The 22,799-nt window shown below is 70.6% G+C and carries 21 protein-coding genes, 3 tRNA genes and 1 pseudogene; 11 read left to right on the top strand and 14 right to left on the bottom strand.

From position 1 onward, the window contains the following. Positions 1-84: 84 nt before the first annotated feature. Both BXA10_RS11990 and BXA10_RS11985 read left to right on the top strand, forming a co-directional pair. Positions 85-1,275: an MFS transporter gene (locus BXA10_RS11990; RefSeq protein ID WP_076470391.1), complete on the top strand. Its 1,191-nt coding sequence runs from the start codon at positions 85-87 to the stop codon at positions 1,273-1,275. A gap of 140 nt (positions 1,276-1,415) precedes the next feature. After that, the gene (locus BXA10_RS11985; protein WP_175649181.1) at positions 1,416-2,819 is read left to right on the top strand and encodes a carboxylesterase family protein; all 1,404 of its coding nucleotides are present in this window, start codon (positions 1,416-1,418) and stop codon (positions 2,817-2,819) included. Between the two features lie 9 nt (positions 2,820-2,828). Here BXA10_RS11985 and BXA10_RS11980 read toward each other — a convergent pair whose 3' ends face one another. Both BXA10_RS11980 and BXA10_RS11975 read right to left on the bottom strand, forming a co-directional pair. Beyond that, positions 2,829-3,824, bottom strand: coding sequence for a quinone oxidoreductase family protein (locus BXA10_RS11980; protein ID WP_084752643.1), 996 nt, complete (start codon positions 3,822-3,824; stop codon positions 2,829-2,831). 174 nt (positions 3,825-3,998) lie between these two features. Further along, complete coding sequence (locus BXA10_RS11975) at positions 3,999-4,571, bottom strand: DUF1990 domain-containing protein (RefSeq protein ID WP_217696762.1); 573 nt, start codon at positions 4,569-4,571, stop codon at positions 3,999-4,001. Positions 4,572-4,780: 209 nt separating this feature from the next. Here BXA10_RS11975 and BXA10_RS11970 point away from each other — a divergent pair, with 209 nt between their 5' ends. The 4 genes from BXA10_RS11970 to BXA10_RS11955 all read left to right on the top strand — a co-directional run bounded on the left by BXA10_RS11970 (position 4,781) and on the right by BXA10_RS11955 (position 8,052). Continuing rightward, the gene (locus tag BXA10_RS11970; protein WP_076470389.1) at positions 4,781-5,314 is read left to right on the top strand and encodes a YlcI/YnfO family protein; all 534 of its coding nucleotides are present in this window, start codon (positions 4,781-4,783) and stop codon (positions 5,312-5,314) included. A gap of 73 nt (positions 5,315-5,387) precedes the next feature. Continuing rightward, on the top strand, positions 5,388-6,233 hold the full coding sequence (locus BXA10_RS11965) for a DUF4097 family beta strand repeat-containing protein (protein ID WP_076470388.1): 846 nt from the start codon (positions 5,388-5,390) through the stop codon (positions 6,231-6,233). Positions 6,234-6,262: 29 nt separating this feature from the next. Further along, positions 6,263-7,222 (top strand): ATP-binding cassette domain-containing protein, encoded by a 960-nt coding sequence (locus tag BXA10_RS11960; protein ID WP_076470387.1) that lies wholly within the window; start codon positions 6,263-6,265, stop codon positions 7,220-7,222. Continuing rightward, positions 7,219-8,052, top strand: a complete 834-nt coding sequence (locus BXA10_RS11955) for an ABC transporter permease (RefSeq protein ID WP_076470386.1) — start codon at positions 7,219-7,221, stop codon at positions 8,050-8,052. Before BXA10_RS11960 ends, BXA10_RS11955 begins: the two co-directional genes overlap by 4 nt. 94 nt (positions 8,053-8,146) lie before the next feature. Here the strand turns inward: BXA10_RS11955 and BXA10_RS11950 are convergent. The 3 genes and pseudogenes from BXA10_RS11950 to amcA all read right to left on the bottom strand — a co-directional run. Continuing rightward, a pseudogene (locus BXA10_RS11950) lies at positions 8,147-8,407 on the bottom strand (hypothetical protein); the annotation flags it as partial. Then, the gene (locus tag BXA10_RS11945) at positions 8,404-8,751 is read right to left on the bottom strand and encodes a hypothetical protein (protein WP_076470385.1); all 348 of its coding nucleotides are present in this window, start codon (positions 8,749-8,751) and stop codon (positions 8,404-8,406) included. The pseudogene BXA10_RS11950 and the gene BXA10_RS11945, both read right to left, overlap by 4 nt. Then, positions 8,748-8,912: a multiple cyclophane-containing RiPP AmcA gene (amcA, locus tag BXA10_RS31460; RefSeq protein WP_175649180.1), complete on the bottom strand. Its 165-nt coding sequence runs from the start codon at positions 8,910-8,912 to the stop codon at positions 8,748-8,750. The genes BXA10_RS11945 and amcA overlap by 4 nt, the downstream gene beginning before the upstream one ends. Before the next feature lie 420 nt (positions 8,913-9,332). Between amcA and BXA10_RS11940 the strand changes: the two genes are divergently transcribed. Continuing rightward, complete coding sequence (locus BXA10_RS11940) at positions 9,333-10,679, top strand: hypothetical protein (RefSeq protein ID WP_076470384.1); 1,347 nt, start codon at positions 9,333-9,335, stop codon at positions 10,677-10,679. Further along, on the top strand, positions 10,676-11,251 hold the full coding sequence (locus BXA10_RS11935; protein WP_076470383.1) for a flavoprotein: 576 nt from the start codon (positions 10,676-10,678) through the stop codon (positions 11,249-11,251). The genes BXA10_RS11940 and BXA10_RS11935 overlap by 4 nt, the downstream gene beginning before the upstream one ends. A gap of 17 nt (positions 11,252-11,268) precedes the next feature. Here BXA10_RS11935 and BXA10_RS11930 read toward each other — a convergent pair whose 3' ends face one another. The 4 genes from BXA10_RS11930 to BXA10_RS11915 form a co-directional block, all read right to left on the bottom strand. Beyond that, the gene (locus tag BXA10_RS11930) at positions 11,269-11,937 is read right to left on the bottom strand and encodes a hypothetical protein (RefSeq protein ID WP_076470382.1); all 669 of its coding nucleotides are present in this window, start codon (positions 11,935-11,937) and stop codon (positions 11,269-11,271) included. Between the two features lie 291 nt (positions 11,938-12,228). Then, a tRNA-Lys gene (locus BXA10_RS11925) sits at positions 12,229-12,301 on the bottom strand. 61 nt (positions 12,302-12,362) lie between these two features. Continuing rightward, positions 12,363-13,337, bottom strand: a complete 975-nt coding sequence (locus tag BXA10_RS11920; RefSeq protein ID WP_076470381.1) for an NADPH:quinone reductase — start codon at positions 13,335-13,337, stop codon at positions 12,363-12,365. Positions 13,338-13,433: 96 nt separating this feature from the next. Further along, positions 13,434-13,509 (bottom strand) — tRNA-Lys (locus tag BXA10_RS11915). A gap of 186 nt (positions 13,510-13,695) precedes the next feature. Here BXA10_RS11915 and BXA10_RS11910 point away from each other — a divergent pair. After that, on the top strand, positions 13,696-14,958 hold the full coding sequence (locus tag BXA10_RS11910; RefSeq protein ID WP_076470380.1) for a L,D-transpeptidase: 1,263 nt from the start codon (positions 13,696-13,698) through the stop codon (positions 14,956-14,958). A gap of 235 nt (positions 14,959-15,193) precedes the next feature. Further along, positions 15,194-16,489 carry a L,D-transpeptidase gene (locus BXA10_RS11905; RefSeq protein WP_076470379.1) on the top strand — a complete coding sequence of 432 codons (1,296 nt, stop codon included), beginning with the start codon at positions 15,194-15,196 and terminating at the stop codon, positions 16,487-16,489. 149 nt (positions 16,490-16,638) lie between these two features. On the opposite strand, the gene BXA10_RS11900 is transcribed toward BXA10_RS11905, so the two are convergent. Beyond that, a tRNA-His gene (locus BXA10_RS11900) sits at positions 16,639-16,714 on the bottom strand. Positions 16,715-16,839: 125 nt separating this feature from the next. Continuing rightward, positions 16,840-17,436 carry an oligoribonuclease gene (gene orn, locus BXA10_RS11895; RefSeq protein WP_076470378.1) on the bottom strand — a complete coding sequence of 199 codons (597 nt, stop codon included), beginning with the start codon at positions 17,434-17,436 and terminating at the stop codon, positions 16,840-16,842. A 66-nt stretch (positions 17,437-17,502) separates the two neighbouring features. Between orn and BXA10_RS11890 the strand changes: the two genes are divergently transcribed. Then, complete coding sequence (locus BXA10_RS11890; protein WP_076470377.1) at positions 17,503-18,876, top strand: glycosyltransferase 87 family protein; 1,374 nt, start codon at positions 17,503-17,505, stop codon at positions 18,874-18,876. Between the two features lie 261 nt (positions 18,877-19,137). On the opposite strand, the gene BXA10_RS32710 is transcribed toward BXA10_RS11890, so the two are convergent. The 3 genes from BXA10_RS32710 to BXA10_RS11875 form a co-directional block, all read right to left on the bottom strand. Beyond that, entirely contained in the window at positions 19,138-20,226 is a 1,089-nt protein-coding gene (locus tag BXA10_RS32710; protein WP_076470376.1) for a hypothetical protein, read from the bottom strand. Between the two features lie 141 nt (positions 20,227-20,367). Beyond that, positions 20,368-21,111, bottom strand: coding sequence for a YcnI family copper-binding membrane protein (locus BXA10_RS11880; RefSeq protein ID WP_076470375.1), 744 nt, complete (start codon positions 21,109-21,111; stop codon positions 20,368-20,370). A 15-nt stretch (positions 21,112-21,126) separates the two neighbouring features. Then, positions 21,127-22,788 carry a copper resistance CopC/CopD family protein gene (locus BXA10_RS11875; RefSeq protein WP_076470374.1) on the bottom strand — a complete coding sequence of 554 codons (1,662 nt, stop codon included), beginning with the start codon at positions 22,786-22,788 and terminating at the stop codon, positions 21,127-21,129. Positions 22,789-22,799: the final 11 nt, after the last annotated feature.

The raw sequence follows: 22,799 nt of genomic DNA, 5'->3' as shown, positions 1-22,799 counted from the left end.
GCGCAGCGGGTATCCGCCGTCCCTGCGTACCCCGAGATCCGGGCCGGTCGGGCGGGCAGCCCGCAGTTCATTCGAGGAGCGAGCATGAGCATCGCCGGGCGGGCTCGTCTCGCACCGAACGCCTCCCTGGTCCTGCTCGCCTCGATCCTCGTGTCGTTCCTGGCCGCCTCGTCCGCCCCGACCCCGCTCTACGGCATCTACCAGGCGCACTGGCACTTCTCGCAGATCACGACCACGACGATCTTCGCCGTCTACGCCGTCGCGGTGCTGGGATCCCTGCTCACGTTCGGCAAGCTGTCGGACCATGTCGGACGGCGACCGGTGCTGCTCGTCGCGATCATGGTCGAGGTGATCGCGCTGATCATCTTCGTCTTCGCGAACGGCGTACCCACGCTGCTGGCCGCCCGCATCGTGCAGGGGCTCGCGACAGGCGCCGTCACCGGTGCCGTGGGCGCCGCCATGCTCGACATCGACCGCGCCCGCGGCACGCTCGCGAACTCGTTCTCACCGGGCATCGGCACCGGCACCGGCGCGCTGCTGTCGGCGTTGTTCATCCAGTTCCTGCCCGCGCCCACCCGACTCGTGTACATCGTCCTGCTCGTGATCCTGCTGATCCAGGGCATCGGGATCGTGCTGATGCCGGAGACCGTCACGCCGATGGCGGGCGCGCTGCGCAGCCTACGGCCCGAGATCAAGCTGCCCCGCAGCGTACGCGGGCCGGTGCTCGTGGTGGCCCCGGTGCTCTTCGCCGTCTGGGCGCTGGCCGGCTTCTACGGCGCCCTCAGCCCCGCGCTCGTGCGCGCCCTCGGGCCAACCTCGATCGTGGCCGGTGGAGCGGTCCTCTTCGTCTTCGCCAGCCTCTCGTCCATCGCCGTCCTGCTGCTGCGCAACGCGTCCGCGCGAACCACCATGCTCACCGGCATCACCGCCCTCATCCTCGGCATGGTCGTCACGTTGGTGTCGGTCCTGACGGACTTCGTCGTCGGCTTCTTCGTCGGCGCGGCACTGGGCGGCGTCGGCTTCGGCAACGGTATCCAGGGCAGCTTCAAGACGGTCATGCCGCTGGCCGAGGCGCACGAACGCGCCAGCGTCCTGTCCCTGCTCTACATCGTCAGCTACGTCGGCCTCGGCGTGCCCGCCGTCATCGCGGGCTTCCTCGTCGTCTACGGCGGTGGCCTGCCGATGACGACCGACGAGTACGCCGTCGCCATCATCGTGCTGGCCGCGATCGCCCTGCTCGGGCTGCGAAAAGCCACCAAGAAGACGCCTGCCTGACCCACGCCGGTCCGATGGCGTACGTCTCCCGGAGACGTACGCCCTCGTCGCCTGCCTGACCCGCGGGGCTACCGTTGCGCGTTCTTCCCGGTGGGTCGTCGCCGTCCGGCCCGCAGCGCTGCGAGAGAGGCGGGATCACGGTGACGTCCGAGGCGTTCGTGCAGGATGGTGCCGGCGTCGATTCCGTTCGGCCCGACGCCCCACCCACGGCGGAGGAAGTACTGGTCGACGTGCGCGGCGGCACGCTGCGCGGCGCACGCGAGAGCGGACTGACGGTCCTGCGCGGCGTCCGGTACGCGACCGCGGAGCGGTTCGCCCCGCCGGTGCCCGAGAAACCCTGGTCCGGGGTACGCGACGCGCGGAAGCACGGCGGGGTCAGCCCGCAGCCACCGGCCCGATCCGTGGGGCCCGCCGGCATGTCCGAGCTGGGCCTCCAGTCGGAGGACTGCCTGAATCTGACGATCGTGACCCCGGCGGCCGACCGGGCGCGGCGGCCGGTGCTGGTCTGGTTGCACGGCGGCTCGTACCGTTCCGGCTCCGGTTCCTGGGACCGCTACCGGACCGACCGGCTCGCCCGCGAGGGCGACGTGGTGGTGGTGAGCGTCAACTATCGACTCGGGGCGCTCGGCTACCTGCGGTCACCCGGCGTCTCCCCCGGCAACCTCGGCCTCCTCGACCAGATCGAGGCGCTGCGCTGGGTACGGGACAACGCCGCGGATCTGGGCGGCGACCCGGAGAACGTCACAGTGCTGGGCCAGTCGTCGGGCGCGCACGCGGTGGCCTGCCTGCTGGGTGTGGCGCAGGCGCGCCCGCTGTTCCGCCGTGCCGTGCTGCAGAGCCCGCCGCTCGGTCTGGGTCTGGGCAGCCCCGCCCTGGCCGGGCGGGTGGCCGAGCGCTTCCTGACCCGGTTGGGACGGGATCCGTGGGAGGCGTCGACGGCGGAGGTGATCGCCGCGCAGCAGCTGACCGAACGTGACCTGGCGGCACGCACCGGGTTCGGCATGGCCCCGGTGTACGGGCCGGTCGCCGGCACGGATCCGCTGCCGGACGTACGGGGCTGGCGGGCCGCCACCGCGGAGGGCGCGGAGGACCTGGAGGTGGTGCTCGGCAGCACCCGCCGGGAGATCGCCTATTTCCTGGCCGACGGGCCGATCTCCCGGCGCGTCCCCGTGCTGGGACGCGCCGTCGAGAACGCGGTCATCGACCTGGCCACCCGGGCGGTCTTCGCCCGGCCCACCCTTCGGCTCGGCCGGCAGCTGGCCCGGGCGGGCGCCCGGGTCTTCGCGTACCGCATCGACGAGCCGGCCTCGACCTCGCCGTACCGGGCCTGCCACTGCAGCGATCTCCCCCTGCTCTTCGGCGACGAGGCCGCGTGGGCGAACGCGCCGATGCTCGCCGGACTGAGCTGGGCCGAGGTGGCCGACCGGGGCGCCGAGATCCGATCGGCCTGGTTGTCGTTCGCCTCCGGCGGCGCGGAGGCGTTGGCCGCGCAGGGCTGGGCCGGGTACTCCGGCCGGGCCGCCGAGGTGCGCCGCCTCGCCTAGGTGCGATGCCTAGGCCGCCGCGACCCGGACCACGGACTTGCCCGCCCCCGGCGCGGTCTGGTTCGCGACCATCCGAGGTATCTCGTCGAAGCCGTAAACCGTGCCCACCGGCGTGGTGATGGCGCCCCGCTCGGCCAGGTCGGCGAGGCGCTGCCAGATGGCGGCCTCCGCCTGCGGATCCTCCTGGGGCATGGACAGCACGCCGACCACTGTCTGGTTACGCAGCATCAGCTGCATCGGATCCAGCGCCACGGGTGCGCCGCTGGCCAGGCCGACGACGGCGATCCGGCCGTTGCGGACGAGACTCCGCATGGCCGTGGCCGCGGTCTCGCCACCCACCGGGTCGTAGATGACGTCCACCCCTCGTCCGTTCGTGATCTCGGCCATTCGAGCGGTGAGGTCCTGCGTGCGGTAGTTCACCCCGTGGTCCGCGCCGTACCGGACGCAGAACTCCAGCTTCTCGGCGCTGCCGGCCACCGCGATCACGGTCGCGCCCAGTGCCTTGCCCAGCTGAATGGCGGTGGCGCCGCTGCTGCCGGCCGCGCCCAGGATCAGCAGTGTCTGCCCTGCCTCGACCGGGGCGCGCTCGACCAGAGCCGCGTACGCCGTCCGAAACCCGATCGGGAACCCGCCGGCCTGCTCGTCGGTCATCCCTGCGGGGATCCGGACGGTCGATACCTCTCTCAGGTAGGCGTAGTCGGCGTACCCTCCCCAGCCGTTGAGGAATTCGGTGATACCCATTACCTGGTCACCCACCGTGAACCGAGAGCCTGCCGGTACGGCGACGACCTCGCCGGCCGCCTCCTCGCCGAGCCCGAACGGAGGGTCGCCGAGCAGGGGAAACTCTCCCGCCGTCATCATCGCGTCGGGATACCCGGCACCCGCGGTTCGCACCCGGATGAGCACCTGTCCCGGGGACGGCTCGGGCCAGGTCAGTTCCTGAAGTTCGATCGCCTTCTCCGGGGCGCCGAACCTCGCCACGCGCCACGCACGACCAGTAAACATCTCGCTCCCCGCTGTTCCCGTGCCCACAACCCTCCTCACGATCTTGCACGCTGCCGCGTTCACCGGTGACGACTTCGACACAACCTCCGGACGTTGCTGGGCGACCGGCGACCGTGCTGATCAACTCGGCTTTCTTGGAGTCGGCCCGTCCTGAACGCTGGGGACAGCCCGACTTCAAGGAGCCCGAGTCGTCACGGCGGATCCCTCGGCGATCCGCTGCATCGCTCGCACGTAGCGGTCGGTGAAGACGGCCTGCACCTTGCGGCCTGCCGGGCCACCGAGCCGGGCCGCCAGTGACGCGGGACGGGAGAACGCCGCGATGCCGAAGCGGACCTCGCCGTCCGGTTGGAGCCGCACGACGAACAACTCTTCGCCCCGCACGGGGTGACCAGGCAGCGTCCCGTAGGCGAAGCCCCGCCGGTCCGGTTCCTCGACCCGGTACACCACGCGGCACGGGATGAGGAAACCGAGCGGGGGGATCCCCAACCGCAACACCACGATCGCCCCCGGTACGGCGTTCGGCTCCGACGCCGTCACCGCCATGCCCGCGCGGCGGTGCATCTCCCAGGTCAGCAGCCCGTCGACGGCCCGTTCGAAGACGGCGCGGCCGAACCCCAGTGCCGCGTCACGTCGCGCATGGCGGTAGCCCGGCGGCAGCCCGCCGCGCGTGGCCCCGGGATCGGCGTACGTCAGCTCGGCCGCCGCGAGCGCATCGAGTCGCTTCTGATCACCTGGGAACCGCAGCACACCCCCGTGTCTACCTGACGGGAGGCGCGGCACACGTCCCGATCATCGGCGTTCGGTCAGCCGGGCCATCTCGGGGTTGCCGGCGGCCGGGTAGCCGTACCGCCTTGACCTGCGTTTTTCCAATCGGCGCGCCAGCTGGAGCCAGCCGTGACGCCTAACTGAGCCAAGATGGCTTGCATGTGATGCCATTCGTGTGCCATATTGGCACCATGGATTTGACCTCGTACGTGAGCAACCTCGGGCGTGAGATGGCCACGCTCGCCGAAGCCGGCGGTGAGGAGGGGCGCGTGCTGGTCGAGCGCCTGACCGGGGCGCTCGAGTCGGCGATCCGGATGACGCTGCTGGACGCGCTGTCGGCCGCCGCCGACGAGATCACCCGGGACCTGGCTCCGGGTTCGGTGGAGCTGCGCCTGCGCGGGCGTGACCCGAACTTCGTCGTGACCCTGCCACCCGCGGAGCCGCTCGGCCACGCGCCGCAGGACACGAAGGCGACGGCCGGCGGCACGCCGGACAGCGATCTGCTCATCGCCGAGGACGGCCCCAGCGCCCGGATCAACGTACGGCTGCCCGAGCAGCTCAAGGCCGCGATCGAGGAGGCCGCGGCCAAGGAGGGGCGCTCGGTCAACGCCTGGCTGGTCCGGGCGGCCGCGGCCGGGTTGCAGCGCTCCGACCGCGATCAGCGTCCCGAGCCGGGCGGCAGCGCGAAGCGGGCCCAGCAGCGCTTCACCGGCTGGGTCCGCTAGCCGCACCGCGCGCTCTTCTCACCCCACGTCCCCGCCCCGGGGACGACCAACCACCTGTGATGCGGAGACAACCATGCCCAGCTACCAGACCCCCGAACCGATCTCCGTCACCCTCGAGCTCGGCGTCGGCCAGGTGCGGATCGCCGCGAGCGACCGCAGCGACACCGTCGTCGAGGTACGTCCCAGCGACGAAGCCGACGAGTCCGACGTGAAGGCCGCCCAGCAGGTCCGGGTCGACTACAGCAACGGCACGCTGCGGATCATCGGTCCGAAGGTGCGCGCCTTCGACTTCTCCCGCAAGACCCGATCGGTGGACGTGTCCGTCGAACTGCCCAACGGCTCCCAGGTGTCGGCCGAGATGCAGGTCGGCGACTACCGCTGCGCCGGCCGGCTCGGGCAGTGCCGATTCAAGACCTCCGCCGGCAACGTCCAGCTCGAGCGGACCGGCCCGCTGCGCCTGAGCACGTCGGCCGGTCACGTCACCGCCGAGGCGGTCGCGGGCAACGCCGAGATCTCCACCGGCTCCGGCAAGGTCCAGATCGGCGAGGTCGAGGGCACCGCGACGGTCAAGAACTCCAACGGCGACACCACGATCGACACGATCACCGGCGACCTGCGGGTGCGTGCGGCCAACGGCAACATCCACGTCGAACGGGCCGGCGCCGGCGTCGACGCGAAGACCTCCAACGGCAGCATCCGGCTCGGTGAGGTGGTCCGCGGCTCGATCGTCCTCGGCACCGCCATGGGTGACCTGGACGTCGGCATCGCCGAAGGCACCGCCGCCTGGCTGGAGGTCGACACCGCATTCGGTCAGATGCGTAACGAGCTGGACAGCACCGACCGACCCGGCCAGACCGACGAGACCGTCGAGGTGCGCGGCCGCACCTCCTACGGCGACATCACCATCCACCGTTCCTGACCCATCCACGGCCCCGGAGGCAGGCAACCATGACCACCACGCAACCCCGGTCGGCGATCGCCGTCGCCGGGCTACGGAAATCGTTCGGCGACCATGTCGTGCTCGACGGTCTCGATCTGGATGTGCCACGGGGCACGGTCTTCTCGCTGCTGGGCGCGAACGGCGCCGGGAAGACCACCACCGTCAAGATCTTGTCCACCCTGCTCAGAGCCGATGCCGGTGACGCCCGGGTCGCCGGGTACGACCTCGCCCGCGACCCGGACGCGGTACGTGCGGCGATCGGCGTCACCGGTCAGTTCTCCGCAGTGGACAAGCTGCTCACCGGTGAGGAGAACCTGCGGCTGATGGCGGATCTGCACCACCTCGCCCGGAGCGAAGGCCGGCGGCGCGTCGCCCGGCTCCTCGACCAGTTCGGCCTGACCGAGGCCGCCAGGAAGCCGGCATCGGCCTACTCCGGAGGCATGCTGCGGCGGCTCGACCTGGCGATGACGCTGGTCGGCAACCCGCAGGTGATCTTCCTCGACGAGCCGACCACCGGACTAGACCCGCGCAGCCGCCGGGACATGTGGCAGATCGTCCGGGACCTGGTGGCCGGCGGCGTCACCATCTTCCTGACCACCCAGTACCTGGATGAGGCCGACGAACTGGCGGACCGGATCGCGGTCCTCGACCGCGGCCGGGTGGTCGCCGAGGGAACCGCGGAGGAGCTGAAGCGCCGCATCCCCGGTGGGCACGTTCGCCTGCGGTTCGCCGACCCGCAGGGCCTCGACGCGGCCATGGGCGTGCTGGGTGAGGTTGCACGCGACAACGACGCCCTCGCCCTGCGGGTGCCGAGCGACGGCAGCCTGCGCTCACTCAAGACCCTGATCGACCGGCTCGACGACCGGGCCATCGAGGTCGACGAACTGTCCGTGCACACCCCCGACCTCGACGACGTCTTCCTCGCCCTCACCGGCGACTCCGCCAACGAGAAGGTGACCACCCGATGAGCACCACCGTCCTCACCGGCCCGGCTCCGGCAAGCCTGCGTTTCCACCCACTACGCGATTCGGCGACGATGCTGCGCCGCAACCTCAAGCGCATGCTGCGGTACCCGTCGATGACCCTGATGCTCGTCGGGATGCCCGTCGTCTTCCTGCTGCTCTTCGTCTACGTGCTCGGTGGCACGCTGGGCGCCGGGCTCGGCGGTGCGGTGCCCGGCGGCGCGGCCGGCGGGCGTGCCGCGTACGCCAACTACGTGGCACCGGCGATCATCCTGATGACCGTGGCCGCCACGGTCCAGGGGACCGCGATCTCGATCGCCATGGACATGACCGAAGGCATCATCACCCGGTTCCGCACCATGCACATCGCCCGCGTATCGGTGCTGACCGGACATGTCCTGGGCAGCATGATCCAAACGGTGATCAGCCTGGCGATCGTGATCGGCGTGGCGCTGCTGGTCGGCTTCCGGCCCACCGCCGGGCCGGGCGCGTGGCTGGCCACCGCCGGTTTCCTGGTCGCGGTGACCTTCGCCCTCGTCTGGTTGTCGGTCGCGCTCGGCCAGGTGAGCAAGAGCGTCGAGACCGCGAGCAACCTGCCCGCGCCGCTCCTGCTGCTGCCCTTCCTCGGCAGCGGGTTCGTCCCCACCGACTCGATGCCGGCCGGCCTGCGCTGGTTCGCCGAGTACCAGCCGTTCACGCCGATCATCGAAACCCTGCGTGGCCTGCTGATGGACGACCCGATCGGAAACAACGCCTGGATCGCACTCACCTGGTGCGCCGTCATCGCACTGGCCGGATACCTCTGGTCGAAACGACTCTTCAACCGCGAGTCCTGAGCCTGTACTGGGACAGAACCGCGCCGCAGTCCGGGCGCGGCGACGCTCAACCAGCCGCTGGTCGTGTCCGCCAACAGAAAGAGCTCTGGCGAGGTGGGGAACCACCGAGCCAGAGCTCTTGACGTTGGTGCGCCGCCAGGGACTCGAACCCCGAACCCGCGGATTTCTGCTGGGCGATCGACTCGGCGCACGCCTGCGCGACCACATCCTTCATCAGGCGGCGGGATCTGCGGTCGGGCAGGTAGCAGTAGGTGCAGTCGAGGTTGCAGAAGTTGGTCGGCTGCACGACCAAGGTGTGGAAGCTGCCGGCGATCGCCGGCTGGCCGGTGGCGTTGATGACGCCGATGCCGCTCACGAGGAGGCCTCCTCGATGCTGACGGCCGTGGTGGCACTGATGCGGTAGGCGTGGGTGTGGCGGGCAGGCCAGCCGAGGAACCGGTCGAACATGTCTGCCGCGCTGCCCGTGACGCTCGGGTTGAGCCGGTGCAGGTCGTCGATCGCGTCGTGCAGGCAGCCGGCCAGGTCGAGGAACAGGCTCACCGGCACATCGCGGTACTCGGCCAGGAGCGCGAGCTTCGCCGCGCCGCAGGGCCACGGCTGCCCGCAGCGCCGACACAGCCACAGCGGGCGCATCGGCAGATGTTCCACCTCGGCTGGCGCGAACCGGTTCGCCGCGAGACGGCGCTGCTGCCCGGTCACCAGCGACCACCCTCGCGAGCCCGCTGCTTGAACAGCCGATGCCACACGAAGGTGAGCAGCGGCGGATCGGCGGGCCACACCTGCCCCGACGAGGCCGTCCACCCGGGCTCGGGGCGCCGGAGCTGGCTGGCCGTCGCGTTACGCGAGACGTACAGCGTCATGCCGTACCCCCCGTCCGAGACGATGAGCGGTGGGCTCGCCGGGGGAAAGGTGAGCCCACCGCCGCATCACGGCGGCTGGGAGCAGCCCGCCGATCACCCACCCACGCAGCCCTCATGGCAGTACGCAGGCGAGGCTTTAGCCGCACGCGTAAGGGGGCGTCATCCGATGGCGCCGGCTTTGGCGTTGGGCATGACTCTTGCCCAACGGCGGTCCCGTCGTTCATCTCGAGCTCCCTGGCGTGAGGCTGCGATTGCGTGCCGGCCGCCTACTCAGGAGAGCGGTGCACCAGCACGATCAGGTTCGCTCGGTCAACGCTGCGATGGGGATGTCCCGGCGGTGCACTCACGGTGCACCTGCGAGCACGCCGAGTGCAGCTACGATCGTGCGGCTGACGACTGTCCGCAGCGAGAGGACGTGCCATGGCAGCGGTGACGACCTGGACCGGCCGGGAAGCGAACGCCCTGCGTCAATCGTTGCGGATGAGCGTTACCGGCTTCGCCGAGCACTTGGGCGCGGCCCGCCGGACGGTGGCCAAGTGGAGCAGCCAGGGCGAGAAGATCCATCTGCGTGCCGATATGCAGGCGGCCCTGGACACCGTGCTGGCGAGGGCGACCCCTGAAGTTCGTGAACGCTTCGACGCGCTGCTCGATTCAGGTACCAACGGTGCACTTGCGAATCCCACAGCGCCGACCGATCCGGCTACCTACACCCATACTGGCGAAGGCAGCTTCCACGACCTCGACTCGGACGGCGACGTGCGGCGCAGAGATCTCCTAACAGGTGTGACGATCAGCGGTATGACCCTGCCGAGGGTTGCAGCGCTGCTGAACGCACTGGTCGCACCGACCCCTTGCAGCACCGAGTCAATCGCCCTACCACTTCGGCAGTTCGCTCGAAATGTCGCCGCAGTCAAGATCGACTACCAGGCCTGCCGGTACGAGCAAGCTCTCGCCAGCCTCGTGGCCATGCTGCCCGCCCTGGAGCCAACCCGCGCGGGCTCTCAAGGCGAGCAGCGAGCGCAGGCAGAAGCCCTGATTAGCGACCTCTACCACGTCGTCGGCAGCGTGTTACTCAAAGTCGGTGACAAGGGCATGGCCCTGGTCGCCGCCGAACGCAGCAGCCGCGCAGCCCTGCTCAGTCAGGACCCGGTAGCGGTGGCCACGAGCGCCCGGATCATGACCCACGCTCTCATGAGCAACGGCCACAGCAATCAGGCGCAGCAGCTCGCTGAAGTCGCGGCCGAGAACCTCCGACGCGGCACCGGACTCGCCTCGACAGACGCGGTCGCCGTCTACGGCGCCCTGCTGCTGCGCGGTGCCATCGCCGCCGCCCGCGACGACAACCGCGACGTGGCAGAGGCCATGCTCGGTGAGGCCTCCCACGCCGCCGGACGACTCGGCTACGACGGCAACGACCGGTGGACCGGATTCGGCGCCACCAACGTCCTGCTGCACCGAGTCAACATCGCGCTGACCATCGGAGACGCCGGCACCGCCATTACTCTCGCCCGCCAGGTGCCGCTGGACAAAATCGACCTCGCCGAACGCAAAGCTGCACTCTTCGTCGACGTGGCCCGTGCCTACACCCGGTGGGGCCGGTACGAGCACGGTCTGAACGCGCTGCGCAGCGCCTATCAGGTCGCACCAGAGGAGATCCGGTGCCGGCCAGTGGTACAGAGCATCGGTCGCGACCTCGCAGTCCTCACCCGCGGGCACGTTCGTAACGCCGTTATCGACTTCGCCCGGGAAGCCGGAATCCGCGTATGACTCGCGGTCACCTGCAGATCGTCGCCTGCGCTGCCGGGCCCGCCGCAGACGTGACCCGACTGGTCACCACTGCGATCCAACAGTCGTGGACAACGGCCGTCACCGCTACCCCCAGCGCGCTCGACTTCATCGACGCGGAAGCGATTGAGCGGCTGACCGGGCACCCGGTCCGGTCCAATTACCAGTCGGCTGGTCGGACCCACCGCTCGCTCCCCGTCGTGGACGCGCTCATCATCGCCCCCGCTACCTACAACTCTGTCAACAAGATCGCCCTCGGTATCGCCGACAACTATGCCCTGACGACAGTTGCCGAGCTGATCGGCCGGCAGGTGCCGACAGTGGTCGTCCCGTTCGTGAACGCCGCCTTGGCTGCCCGCGCGCCCTTTCAACGCGCGGTGGCGAACCTCCGCGACGAGCGCGTAAGGGTCTTCCTCGGGACCGACGACGGGTGGGAGCCTCACCCGGCCGGCAGCGGCGGCAGTCGCCAGAAAGCGTTCCCTTGGACGGCGGCATTAGACGCAGTGACCGGGATGGCCAGCGGCGTGCCTGCCAGCAGCGCCGATCCGGGCTGAGCCCGTCCCCCTTACATTCAGCGCGGAGAATCAGACCCCGAGGTCGGCGAGTCGCCGGGGGTTGGTCTGCCCGGGCAGCCTCCGTCACATTCTTTTCGATCATCGCTAGCCGGAGACACCGACTCGACAACGGTCGCGATCCCGGCCACTGGCCGCTGTTCATGCATCGTGATGGCGTCTCCGGCCACCAAGCGTCGCCACCGCTGCGGGCTCAGCGGGGCCAGGCGGGCCACCGCTCTTCCGCCAGGCTGAAGATCCGGCTGTGACTCGACCCAAAGTCGCGCGACAAGCAGATCCGGATTGCCCGCCGCCGTCACATCGCCGATGTCCCACAGCGGACGGAGGTGTCCGTCACCGGGTATCGGTGTCCGCCTACCACCGGCGACCCCGGGATCCACGAGCTGAAGGTCCACGCGAATCACGCCATGCACGACCTCGGCCCGCCGCCAGTGACACCACCGCTCGGTCCGGGACAGCCACATCATCCTGGCGGCCTCGGCAAGGAGATCCCAGAAGGCGGTCCCGGTGCGGCACGCATCGCCGAGTTCCACGAGGACGTCCAGCGCGACCTCCCACTCGTCGTGGTCGAGATACTCGTGCGCGTCAGCCACCGTCGTGCCGGCTTCACCCGTCGCGGCCACGGGCAGGTGGTGGGCAGCGCGACGAAGAAGCTCGGGAACATCCACAGCAGGGATCTTCCCGCAGCATCCACACGACGCCGCACCCAGAGAAGGAGCCAGCGCCAAGCTCGGCCGTGGGGAACCCCGCCGACGGAGCCACGTCTCGGCCCGCACCCGGCTACCCGTGAAGCACCACCACACTGACTCGGTGGCTTGTGTCCACGATCACGGCCCCACGTCCACGCTTGCCGGAACCGTCCAACCGCTCCCGAGCACCCCGCGAGCAGCCGGTCAATGGCCAGGTTACAGAAAAGGCCCCGGCCCGGCGTGAAACGCCAGGCCAGGGCCTGATCACCGTGCGCCGCCAGGGACTCGAACCCCGAACCCGCGGATTAAGAGTCCGCTGCTCTGCCAGTTGAGCTAGCGGCGCTCGCTGACAACGGGGAGAGACATTAACAGGGCCGCCGGCGCGGCCGAGCGGGAGGGCCCGGCTACGGGTGGATCACCACCCGCCGGCCGCGCAGCTCACCCTCTTCCAGCATGCGGTGCGCGTCGGCCACGGCCGACAACGGCAGCGGCACGGTCTCGCGTGGGGCCAGCCGCCCGGCGGCGAGCATCCGGTTCACCATCCCGGCGGCCTCGGTCAGCTCCGCGACGGTGGCGTGGGAGATGACGAAGCCGACGACGGCGCGGTCGTTCTGGTAGAGCGCGCCGACCGGCAGCACCGGCCGCGACGCGGCCCCGGCGAGCAGCACGATCCGTCCGCGCAGGGCGAGCAGGTCGATGACCGGTTCCAGCTCGTTGCGTCCGGCCGTGTCCAGGTACACGTCGACGCCGTCGGGACAGACCGTTCGCAGCCGGTGGACGAGGTCGGGAGCACGGTAGTCGAGCGCCTCGACGGCGCCGTTGCGGCGGCAGTATTCGAGGTCGGCAGCGGCGGCGGTCGCCACGACGCGAGCACCGGACGTGCTGGCGAGCGCGACCAGTGCCGAGCCGACGTTGCCGGCACCACCTGCCACGACGGCGGTCTCCCCGGGCCGGAGCCGGCCGTGGACGAACAATGCCAGGTACGCCGTGGCCGCCGGGTGGAGCATGGTCACCGCGGTGGCCGGGTCGACACCGGCAGGCAACCGGAACAGCCGGTCGACCGGCACCACGGCCTGCTCGGCGGCGCTGCCCTGCCTCCCGTCGTACCCCACGCTGTTGCACCAGACCAGGTCTCCGGCGCGGAAGCCGGCGGCGCCCGGTCCCACCTCGGCCACTCGGCCGACGAGGTCGCGGCCGACCACGAAGGGCAGCGGCAGCGGCGTGGGAAATGCCCCGGAGCGTACGAAGGTGTCGACCGGGTTGACGGTGGTGGCGATCACGTCGACGAGGACGTCGGTCGGACCCGGGCGGGGTGCCGGCAGGTCGCCGAACCGGATGTCGGCGGCCGGTCCGGGACGCTCGATGTAGGCGGCTCGCATCGCCTGATTCTGCTCGGCGTCCCGAGGGCCCCGCGCTCCAGCTGAATACGAAAAGGCTCCGACCCGATGCAGGACATCAGGCCAGAGCCTTATTGCTGGTGCGCCGCCAGGGACTCGAACCCCGAACCCGCGGATTAAGAGTCCGCTGCTCTGCCAGTTGAGCTAGCGGCGCTCGCTGGCAACGGACAGAACATTAGCACGGGCTCTGAGCGGGGTTCCAATCCGATACCCGGCTCCCCCCTTCGGGCGAGCTTAACGGGCAAAAGCATCGAAGACCCCAACTTGATCCTGCAGGGGACCTGCTTGCGGCGCGAGATGCGGCACCATGTCCGCCAGGCACGCGAGAACAGAGGTGGGGATGGTCAGGTTCACGCGGGCCGGGGCGTTGGTGGGCGCCCTGGCTCTGGCGGCTTCGCTGGCACTGACGGCTTGCGGCGATGAGCAGCAGAAACCGTCATTCGTCGGTGGATCGGCACCGGGCACCGGCCCCGGTGCCGCGATCGGCAACTCATCGACGCCGGCCGCTCCTGCCGGGCCGCCGCTGCCGGTCAGCCCGGGGAACGGGACGAAGAACAAGCCGGTCAGCACCGAGATCAGCGCGGACCTGCCGGACGGCGCCAAGATCAAGGAGGTCACGCTGACCAACGCGGCCGGCGATCGGGTCTCGGGCAAGTTGCGCACCGACGGCTCGGCGTGGGTCCCGAACGCGCCGCTGAAGTACGGAACCAGCTACACGGCGAGCGTCACCGCCGCCGGCTCCGACGGGGCCACGCATCAGGGGACCAGCACCTTCACCACGATGAAGAAGCCGAAGTCGACCATCGGCTCCGGGCTGTACCTCTTCGACGACAAGACGTACGGCGTGGCCATGCCGGTGGTGGCGGAGTTCCATCCGGGGATCCCGAAGAAGGACCGGGCGGCCGTGCAGAAGCGGATGTTCGTCCGCACCGACCCGCCGCAGCCGGGGGCCTGGCACTGGGTGGACAACGGCAGCCAGGCCTACTACCGCGCACCGGAGTACTGGAAGCCGGGCACGACGCTCGACGTCCGGATCGCGTTGGCCGGCATCCCGTTGAGCAACGGCCGCTACGGCGACGTGGACCGGAAGGCCACCGCCAAGATCGGCCGCTCCTTCGTGATGAAGGTGGACAACGCCACCAAGAAGATGACGGTCTACGAGGACGGCAAGGTGAGCCGGACCATGCCGGTGAGCCTGGGCAAGACGAGCACCCCCTCCTCCAGCGGCACGATGGTCGTGATGGAGAAGAAGGAGAAGACCGTCTTCGACACCATGGACGACCCCGATCCCGCCAACCGCTACGTCACCGACATCGAGTACGCCCAGCGGTTGACCTGGGGCGGTGAGTACATCCACGCCGCACCGTGGTCGGTGGCCGATCAGGGCCGGCGCAACGTGTCGCACGGCTGCGTGAACGTCTCCACCGCCAACGCTCGCTGGCTCTTCGAGAAGACGAGGATCGGCGACCCGATCACCGTCAAGGGCACCGAGCGCAAGCTGGCCGCCGGTAACGGCTGGACCGCCTGGAGTCTGAGCTGGTCGCAGTTCATCAAGGGCAGCGCCCTGCCGGTGCCCGCGGGTGGGGCCGGCCCAGCGCTCTGACATCACGTGCGCCGGCTCGCGATGTCGAGCCGGCGCGGCGGTGCGCGTACGCTGTTGGATCGATGGGCGGGACCGAGCCTCGGAGAACCGAACCCCGCTCGCGAACCGCGAATTCTAGCAACAACCCGGGCATAAGTTCTCGGGGTGTTTCGTTTCACCCCCTGCAACGGGTACCCGTTCTGACGCGTCTGTAAGAGACGATGGGTTGTGCGGGGATCACGACTGTGAGGGAATCATGCGAGCTGACCAGGACCAGCTGAACCAAGGTCGCGGCGGCCGGCCAGTCGGGCGACGCCGTGCTCTCGCCGCAGGGCTGATCGCCGCCACGCTGGCGCTGACCTCTGCCTGCACCAGCGGCGGCGACGGGAAACCATCGTCGTGGCAGGGCGGCACGGAGACCCCCGCGCCGAAGGCGGCCGCCACCATCAGCGAGCCCAAGGCCGACGCCAAGGACGTACCGGCCTCCACGGCCATCGCCTTCAGCACCACCGAGGCGGAGGAGACGGCGGTCGAGCTCAAGGACTCCGCCGGCAAGACGGTCAAGGGCAAGCTCGCCGCGGACGGCAAGTCCTGGCTCCCGTCCGGCGCGCTGAAGTACGGCGAGACCTACACCGCGACCGTGACCGCGACCGGTGACGACGGCCGGCCCGCCACGGCGACCAGCACCTTCACCACCATGGCCCAGCCCAGCAAGCAGATCCGGGTGAGCAGTTTCCTCGGCGACGGCCAGACGGTCGGCGTCGGCATGCCGCTGATCGTCAAGTTCAGCCGGGCGGTCCCCGAGAGCTACCGCGACGACGTGCAGCGCCGGATGACGGTGACCTCGGTACCGGCGCAGGAAGGCATCTGGCACTGGGTGAGCCCCACCGAGATCCGCTACCGGCCGAAGCAGTTCTGGAAGCCCAACAGCAAGGTCTCGTACCGGGTCCAGGCCGGTGGCCTGCCGATGGGCAGCGGCTGGTACGGGCGCGCCGACCTGACCGTCGACATCAACATCGGCCCCTCGCTGATCATGACGGTGGACAACAAGACCAAGAAGATGACCGTCACCAAGAACGGTAAGGCGATCAAGACGATCCTGGTCAGCCTCGGCAAGAAGAGCACCCCGTCGTCGAGCGGCACGATGGTGGTCATCGAGAAGCTGCGCAAGACGGTCTTCGACACGTTCGAGGAGCTGGGCCCCGAGGAGGGCTACCGCACCAAGATCGACTATGCCCAGCGGCTCACCTGGGGTGGCGAGTTCATCCACGCCGCCCCCTGGTCGGAGGGGCAGCAGGGCAGCGTGAACGTGTCCCACGGCTGCGTGAACGTGTCGATGGCCGACGGCGCGTGGCTCTACGCGAACACCCGCATCGGCGACCCGATCACGGTGAAGGGCACCGAGCGCAAGCTCCAGAACGGCAACGGCTGGACCGACTGGAACATGAGCTGGAACGAGTACGTCAAGGGCAGCGCCCTGCCGTACGAGCCGCCGACGGAGCCGTCGACCGACGCGACGCCGGACCCGGACGTCACCCCGACCACCGACTGACGTTCCCGAGAGACGACGAACGCCCCCTCCACGGAGGGGGCGTTCGCGTTCAAGGACTCCCGACCGTCCCACCCGGCTCCAGCCCCGGGGGGTCGGTCTTGCCGTAAGACAAGTCGGGCCCCCTCCGCGGAGGGGGCCCGACTTGTTGCTGGGGTGACTGATGGGAATTGAACCCACGACAACCGGGACCACAACCCGGTGCTCTGCCAACTGAGCTACAGCCACCATGTCGCCGTGCCCGGTCGAACTCTCCGGGCGGCGCGGAACAATAATAGCCCCCCACCCGGCGACCCCGTCCAGCGGGTTGCACCGGACGTCCGAGCACCACCGGCGGAGCCCCGGAGCAGAGCTCAGAGCTGCGCGGCGACCGCCTTGGCGCTCTCCACATCGGGGCCGGGCAGCGGGACGAAGATCGTCCGCCGGTAGTACTCCAGTTCCCGGATGCTCTCCCGGATGTCCGCGAGCGCCCGGTGCTCCAGCCCCTTGGCAGGCTGACCGAAGTAAACCCGGGGGTACCACCGGCGGCAGAGCTCCTTGATCGAGGAGACGTCGATCATCCGGTAGTGCAGGTGGTTGTCGAGCCGGGTCATGTCGCGGGCGATGAAGCCGCGGTCGGTGGCGATCGAATTGCCGCAGAGCGGGGCGGTACGCGGGTCCTTCACGTACGTCGTGACGTAGTCGAGCACCATGTCCTCCGCCTCGGCCATGGTGACCGTCGACCGGCGGACCTCCTCGGTCAGCCCGGACTTGGCGTGCATCGTCCGGACGATCTCCGGCATCGCGTCCAGCGCCGCGTCGTCCGCGTGGATCACGACGTCGACGCCGTCACCCAGGACGTTGAGATCGCGGTCCGTCACCAGCGCCGCCACCTCGATCAGCTTGTCGCCGCGAAGGTCCAGCCCGGTCATCTCACAGTCGATCCAGACGAGGAGATCAGCCACCGGCACAGACTACGCGCAGCCCACGGGCCGCGGATGCGGGCTCCACGGCGACCAGCCCGCTAGGGTTTCCCCGTGCCACCCGAATCCGTCGCACCACCAGCCGTCACCGATGACGACCCCGGTGGCCGTACGGTCCGCCGTCTCGTCACAGTCGTGGCCCTGGCCGCGGTGCTACCGGCGCTCTACCTGCCCGGACGGGTGCACGACTTCTTCGACCTGAAGATCTACATGCGGGCGATGCGGTGGTGGGCGGCCGGGAACCCGCTCTACGACTACGCCCAGCCGGACCGGGTCCAGGGCGAGCTCTACTTCACCTATCCGCCGTTCAGCGCGCTGCTGCTGCGGCCGTTCGCGCTCATCCCGCTCGGTGCCACGATCGCGATCTTCACGATCCTCACCGTGCTGGGCGTGGTGGCGACGACCCGCTGGCTCGTCCGCCCGGTGATCGCGCGGCACGGCCTGCCCCGGGTGTTCGTCATCACGGTGGCGGTGCTGCTGGTCCTGGCCGTGGAGAGCACCCGCGAGACGATCACCTTCGGCCAGATCAACATGTTGCTGGTCGTACTGATCCTCGCCGACCTGCTCTTCGCCGTACCCCAGGGACGGCGGTGGGCCGGCGTCGGTGTGGGGCTGGCGACGGCGCTCAAGCTCTTTCCCGGCATCTTCATCGTCTACCTGCTCGTCTGCCGGCGCTGGTGGGCGGCGGCGGTGGCCAGCGCGACCGCCGCGGCGGCGACCCTGCTGGCGGCGGCCGTCGCGCCGAACGACTCGTGGCGGTTCTGGACGCACGAACTGTGGGCCACCGACCGGGTGGGGCGCACCGACTACACCGGCAACCAGTCGCTGTTCGGGCTGCTCAGCCGGTTCACCGCACCGGACAAGCCGGACCGGCTGATCTGGCTGCTGCTGGTGGCGGTGGTGACCGGGTACGGGCTGTGGCGTGCGGCCCGGGCCGCACGAGTGGGTGACCACCTCGCCGGCCTGACGCTGACCGGGCTCGTCGGCGGGCTGGTCAGCCCGATCACCTGGACGCACCACCTCTACTGGTTCATCCCGGCGGTGGTGGTGTTCGCCGACGCGGCGCTGGGCACCCGCCCGTCGACCGCAGCCGCACCGTCGAGCGCCGCCGTGCCGTCGACCGTCGACGCTCCGACCGCCCCCGCTCCGACCGGCGACGACGACCTGGGCCGACGCCGCAGGCTGGCGGTGCTGGCCGTCGCCACCGGCGCCGTGATCATCTACGGCGTGGTCACCTTCTACGACTGGGGCGTCGCGCCGGTCAACACCGACAACCCGTGGCAGTTCCTGGTCCGCAACACGTATGTGCTGCTCAGCCTCCTGCTGCTGGTCACCCTGCCGGCCCGGCCGTCCATGCCGCGACCGGAGACGTCCCGCCCGGCCACCGAGCCCGAGAAATTGCATCAAATGGACAGAGGCCCCGAGTAGCCGCCATCGGCGCTAATCTGACCTCAACTACCTCATGGACAACTCGGGTAGCGGCACCGATCCCCCGGTGAGAGTGGCCCTCCACGTCGGCAGCGCGGAGGGCCGCTCGCCGTTCGCGGGCACCTCCCGGCGAGCGAGCCGCCCGATGCCGGTTGATCGACTCGGCCTCCTGGATGTCGGGGTGTCCCGGTCGTTCGGATGCCCCGACTTGATGGAACCCGGGCGGGCCAGGTCCCCTGGGCCCACGAACGACACCGTCGCTCAGGGCCGGCGACCGCCGTCGTCCGGTTCCCCGGACCGCCCCCGACCGTCCACCGACACCGGTCCGACAGTGGGTTCCGGTTGCGCGGGCGGCCAGGCGAGGGTGAGCATCGCCTCCGGCGTCGGCTCGGCGGTCGCCGTCGACGGGTGCGGACGCCCGACGGCCGCCGATCGGGTCCCGACGTCCGCACCCGCGGCACGCTCGGTCTCGGCGAGATCCGCGAGGCTGGCCGGGCGGCGGGCGGGCACCGCGCCGATCGCGGACCGCTCGGCCGCGCCGGACCCGACCGCCACGAGTTGCCGCTGAACCCTGGTCATCCGGTCGTCGCCGCCGGTCGGCTGGGCGCCCAGACCGCTGAGCGACGTGACCCCGAGCCGACCGGCGAGGACCGGCACCTGGTCCGGCTCGACCACGAAGACGACCTCCCGGGGGCGCACCGGGCGGAAGAGCAGGAGGACGGCGAACGTCACCAGCAGCACGCCGCCGGCCAGGAGCCCCCACATCGCGGGGGCCGCCCACCCGACGTTCAGCTCGGCGCGCAGGTCCAGGGCAAGGTCCCCACGGCCGTCCGGGCGCATCACCACCAGGCTCAACGGGCGGCCCGCCAGATCATCCGAGGTCCACTCCAGCTCGCCGATGCCCTCCCGGGTCCATCCGGGACGGCCCACGGGCGCGGATCCCGCCGGGTCGCCGGTGGCCGGCGACGCGCCGGCCGGATCGAGCCGGACCGGCAGCGGGCCGCGGGCCAGCGCCACGCGCCGCACCGTGGCGTGCGGTACGGGTTCCAGCCAGCGCCGCACCTCGTCGGTCGGGGCCAGGCCGAGCAACGCGGGACCGTCCGGCGTACTGGCCTCGAGGCGTAGCCGCGCCTGCCCGAACCGGGTGAACGGCGCCTCCTGCCGCAGCAGCCGGTCCAGATCCGGCACGACCACCGCATGTCCGGAGGTCTGCACGGTCTCGACGCGGGCCGTGAACGCGCCGCTCGGGTCGGCGTGCCGGCCGACCTGCCAGAGCAGCCCACCGGCGAGCAGCGCCGGGAGACCGACGATCAGCAGCAGCATTCCGGCGAACGTGCGTACGAACCGCATCCGTTCCGTCCCCCTCCGTAGCCAGACACCCGGTCGACCTTACCGACGTCGACCGGCCGAACAGGGGATATCCACGGCACGCGATCGGGAAAGCGCGCGGGCCCGCCGGAGATCCGGCGGGCCCGCGTGACGGAGTACGGGTCAGGCCTTCGCGGCCGGCTCCCGGCGGCTGCGGCTGAACGCGAGCCCACCGAGCACCAGGCCGGCGAGGCCGGCCACCAGCCCCGCGATGCCGAGCCCGGTGGCGAGACCGTTCCCCTCGGCCTCGTCCGGGTCACCGCCGGCGGCCGAGGCGTTGTTCGCGACCGGAGCCGACGACGCGGAGGGGGACTCGGCCGTGGCGGCCAGGGTGAGCACCGGCGCCGGGTCCTCCGGCTCCTCCGCGCCCGCCGTGGGCTCCTCGATCCACCGCGAGACGTTCCCGTCCGAGTACGTCTGCAGCGTCTTGAAGACCATCTTGTCGACCTGCGGCAGCGGCCCGAGGGAGACCGGGAACTCCTGGAACTGCCCCGGCTTGATCCCGGCGTCGCCGCCCGCCGTCCAGGTCAGCTTCGACACCGCCTCGGTGATCTGGCTGCCGTGCACCTCGAGCGGCGGGTTCAGCTTCCGCTTCTCCATCGCCACCGTCCAACCCGGCACCGGCATCGTGGAGACCGACCCGACCGGCGCGTTCTCTGGCAGCACCACCTCCAGCTTCACCGTGGAGGCGGTGTCGCTCTCGTTCGGCACCCGGAACGCGATCCGGCCGTAACCGCCCTGGGTCGCCTCGTTCGGGTTCACCGTGACGTGGGCCGACGCGGGCGCGGCGAAGCCGAGCACGGCGGTGGCGACGACACCGACGGCCAGGGCCGCGGCGCCGCCCGGAGAACGGCGGGTACGGGTCATGGGTTCGGAACCTCTCTAACGGATCGGCACGGTGGCGGTCACCGTGGCCTGGTCGATGTCGGACGTACGGGCGGTCAACTTCAACTGCCAGTCCCCGGACGCGGGAAGGTTGATCTCGCCGGTGGCGTGGCTGTCACTCAGCGGCAGCAGCGGGATGTCGATCGGTTCGATCCCGGCCGACGGCAGGGCGGCTGTCGCCTTCCACTCCACCACCGGTTGCGGCCGGCTGTTCTTGTCATACGCGTACAGGTGCAGGCTGTTGTTGCCCGGCGCGGCCGGATCCAGCTCGACCTGGATGTCGAGCAGGGAACTGGTGAGCGTGCTGCTGAAGTAGCCGGCCTCGACACCGGCCGTTTCGGCGGCGGTACGGGCCGGCGGGGTCTGCACCAGCACCGTGGTCACGCCGAGCACCACCACCGTGATCGCGAGCTCCACCCAGACGGCCCGGCGCACCGCCCCCGGGCGCTGCTCGGCGACGCGCCGGCGCACCAGCTGCCGCGAGTACGCGGCCACCCCCATGACCAGCGCGAACAGCCCGATCTTGACCAGCAGCAGCCGGCCGTAGGTGGTGTTCACCAGGGCGCTCGGGGTGGCCACCTCGATCAGCCCCTGCACCACGCCGGCGAGCAGCAGCGCGGACACGGCCAGCGCCGCCCAGCGGGACCAGATCGGCATGATCGCGCCGAGTTCCCGCTCGTCGCCGCGACGCAGCAGGAAGACGGCGAGCATCAGCAGGCCGCCGAGCCAGACCGCCATGCTGCCCAGGTGCACGGTGTCGACGACCACGGAGACCGCCGGGGCCGGCGACGCGGCGGGGTGCCCCGCCAGCGGCCAGGTCAACAGACCGGCCACCCCGAGCACCGCCAGGATGATCCCGTCGGCCCGCCCGGTCGGCCCCGCGAGCAGCGGCCGGAGCAGGAAGGCGGCCGCGGCCAGCAGACCGAGCCGGACCAGGTGCACCGCGCCGAAGGTGCTGCCCAGCACGGTGCCGAGACCCGCACCGCTGACCTCGAAGAGCCCGCCACCGGCCGTGTACGGCACCTGCAACCACAGGTCGGCGAGGGTGGAGAGGGCGACCAGGCCGAGCCCGACCCAGGCCAGCCGGGCCGGGCCACGCCGGCTGAGCCGTCTCGGCCACAACGCGGCCAGCACCAGCGCCGGCCCGATCAGCAGCACGAGGCCCGCGTAGCCGAGGAACTTGGCGACCTTCACCGCGGTCTCGACGACCGGGTTCGCCCGGCTGTTGTCGCCGGTGTCCTGCGGGGGAGGCGACGGCGCCCCGACCGAGTAGGTGAACGCGCCGGATACCGGGTGGCTGTCGGCCGAGATCACCCGGTAGCTGACGAGGTACGTGCCGCGCTCGCCGGCCGGGTCGACCGGGATCTTCACCACCGCGCCCTGGAAGTCCGGATCGCCACGGTCGGCACGGGAGCCGTCCGGCGCGATGACACGGATCTTGTCGGGCACCTTCTGGACGGACTCACTGAAGGTGAGCACCACCTCCGACGGCCCGGTCGGCACCACTGCCGACGCGGCGGGACTGGAGCTGGAGAGCACCGCGTGCGCGCTCGCGGGCGTGGCCGGGGCGATCAGGAGGGCGACGACGGCGACGAGGAGTCCGGCCGCGGCGACGAGCCGACCGAACCAGCGGCGAGGGGCAGAGATCATGCCGGCCATGCTTGCCGACT

This window comes from Micromonospora avicenniae, from assembly GCF_900156065.1.
Taxonomy (GTDB): Bacteria; Actinomycetota; Actinomycetes; order Mycobacteriales; family Micromonosporaceae; genus Micromonospora; species Micromonospora avicenniae.
The sequence above is the reverse complement of the archived record's forward strand: the minus strand, read 5'-3'. Positions and strand labels throughout refer to the sequence as shown.

Excerpts from the sequence above, each read along its gene's own strand:
- BXA10_RS11905 (WP_076470379.1), top strand. The coding sequence starts at position 15,194 with ATGCGAGCTGACCAGGACCAGCTGAACCAAGGTCGCGGCGGCCGGCCA.
- BXA10_RS11875 (WP_076470374.1), bottom strand. The coding sequence starts at position 22,788 with ATGGCCGGCATGATCTCTGCCCCTCGCCGCTGGTTCGGTCGGCTCGTC.
- BXA10_RS11990 (WP_076470391.1), top strand. The coding sequence starts at position 85 with ATGAGCATCGCCGGGCGGGCTCGTCTCGCACCGAACGCCTCCCTGGTC.
- BXA10_RS11980 (WP_084752643.1), bottom strand. The coding sequence starts at position 3,824 with ATGTTTACTGGTCGTGCGTGGCGCGTGGCGAGGTTCGGCGCCCCGGAG.
- BXA10_RS11935 (WP_076470383.1), top strand. The coding sequence starts at position 10,676 with ATGACTCGCGGTCACCTGCAGATCGTCGCCTGCGCTGCCGGGCCCGCC.
- BXA10_RS11880 (WP_076470375.1), bottom strand. The coding sequence starts at position 21,111 with ATGACCCGTACCCGCCGTTCTCCGGGCGGCGCCGCGGCCCTGGCCGTC.
- BXA10_RS11920 (WP_076470381.1), bottom strand. The coding sequence starts at position 13,337 with ATGCGAGCCGCCTACATCGAGCGTCCCGGACCGGCCGCCGACATCCGG.
- BXA10_RS11970 (WP_076470389.1), top strand. The coding sequence starts at position 4,781 with ATGGATTTGACCTCGTACGTGAGCAACCTCGGGCGTGAGATGGCCACG.
- BXA10_RS11940 (WP_076470384.1), top strand. The coding sequence starts at position 9,333 with ATGGCAGCGGTGACGACCTGGACCGGCCGGGAAGCGAACGCCCTGCGT.
- amcA (WP_175649180.1), bottom strand. The coding sequence starts at position 8,912 with ATGACGCTGTACGTCTCGCGTAACGCGACGGCCAGCCAGCTCCGGCGC.
- BXA10_RS32710 (WP_076470376.1), bottom strand. The coding sequence starts at position 20,226 with ATGCGGTTCGTACGCACGTTCGCCGGAATGCTGCTGCTGATCGTCGGT.
- BXA10_RS11960 (WP_076470387.1), top strand. The coding sequence starts at position 6,263 with ATGACCACCACGCAACCCCGGTCGGCGATCGCCGTCGCCGGGCTACGG.
- BXA10_RS11910 (WP_076470380.1), top strand. The coding sequence starts at position 13,696 with ATGGTCAGGTTCACGCGGGCCGGGGCGTTGGTGGGCGCCCTGGCTCTG.
- BXA10_RS11955 (WP_076470386.1), top strand. The coding sequence starts at position 7,219 with ATGAGCACCACCGTCCTCACCGGCCCGGCTCCGGCAAGCCTGCGTTTC.
- BXA10_RS11965 (WP_076470388.1), top strand. The coding sequence starts at position 5,388 with ATGCCCAGCTACCAGACCCCCGAACCGATCTCCGTCACCCTCGAGCTC.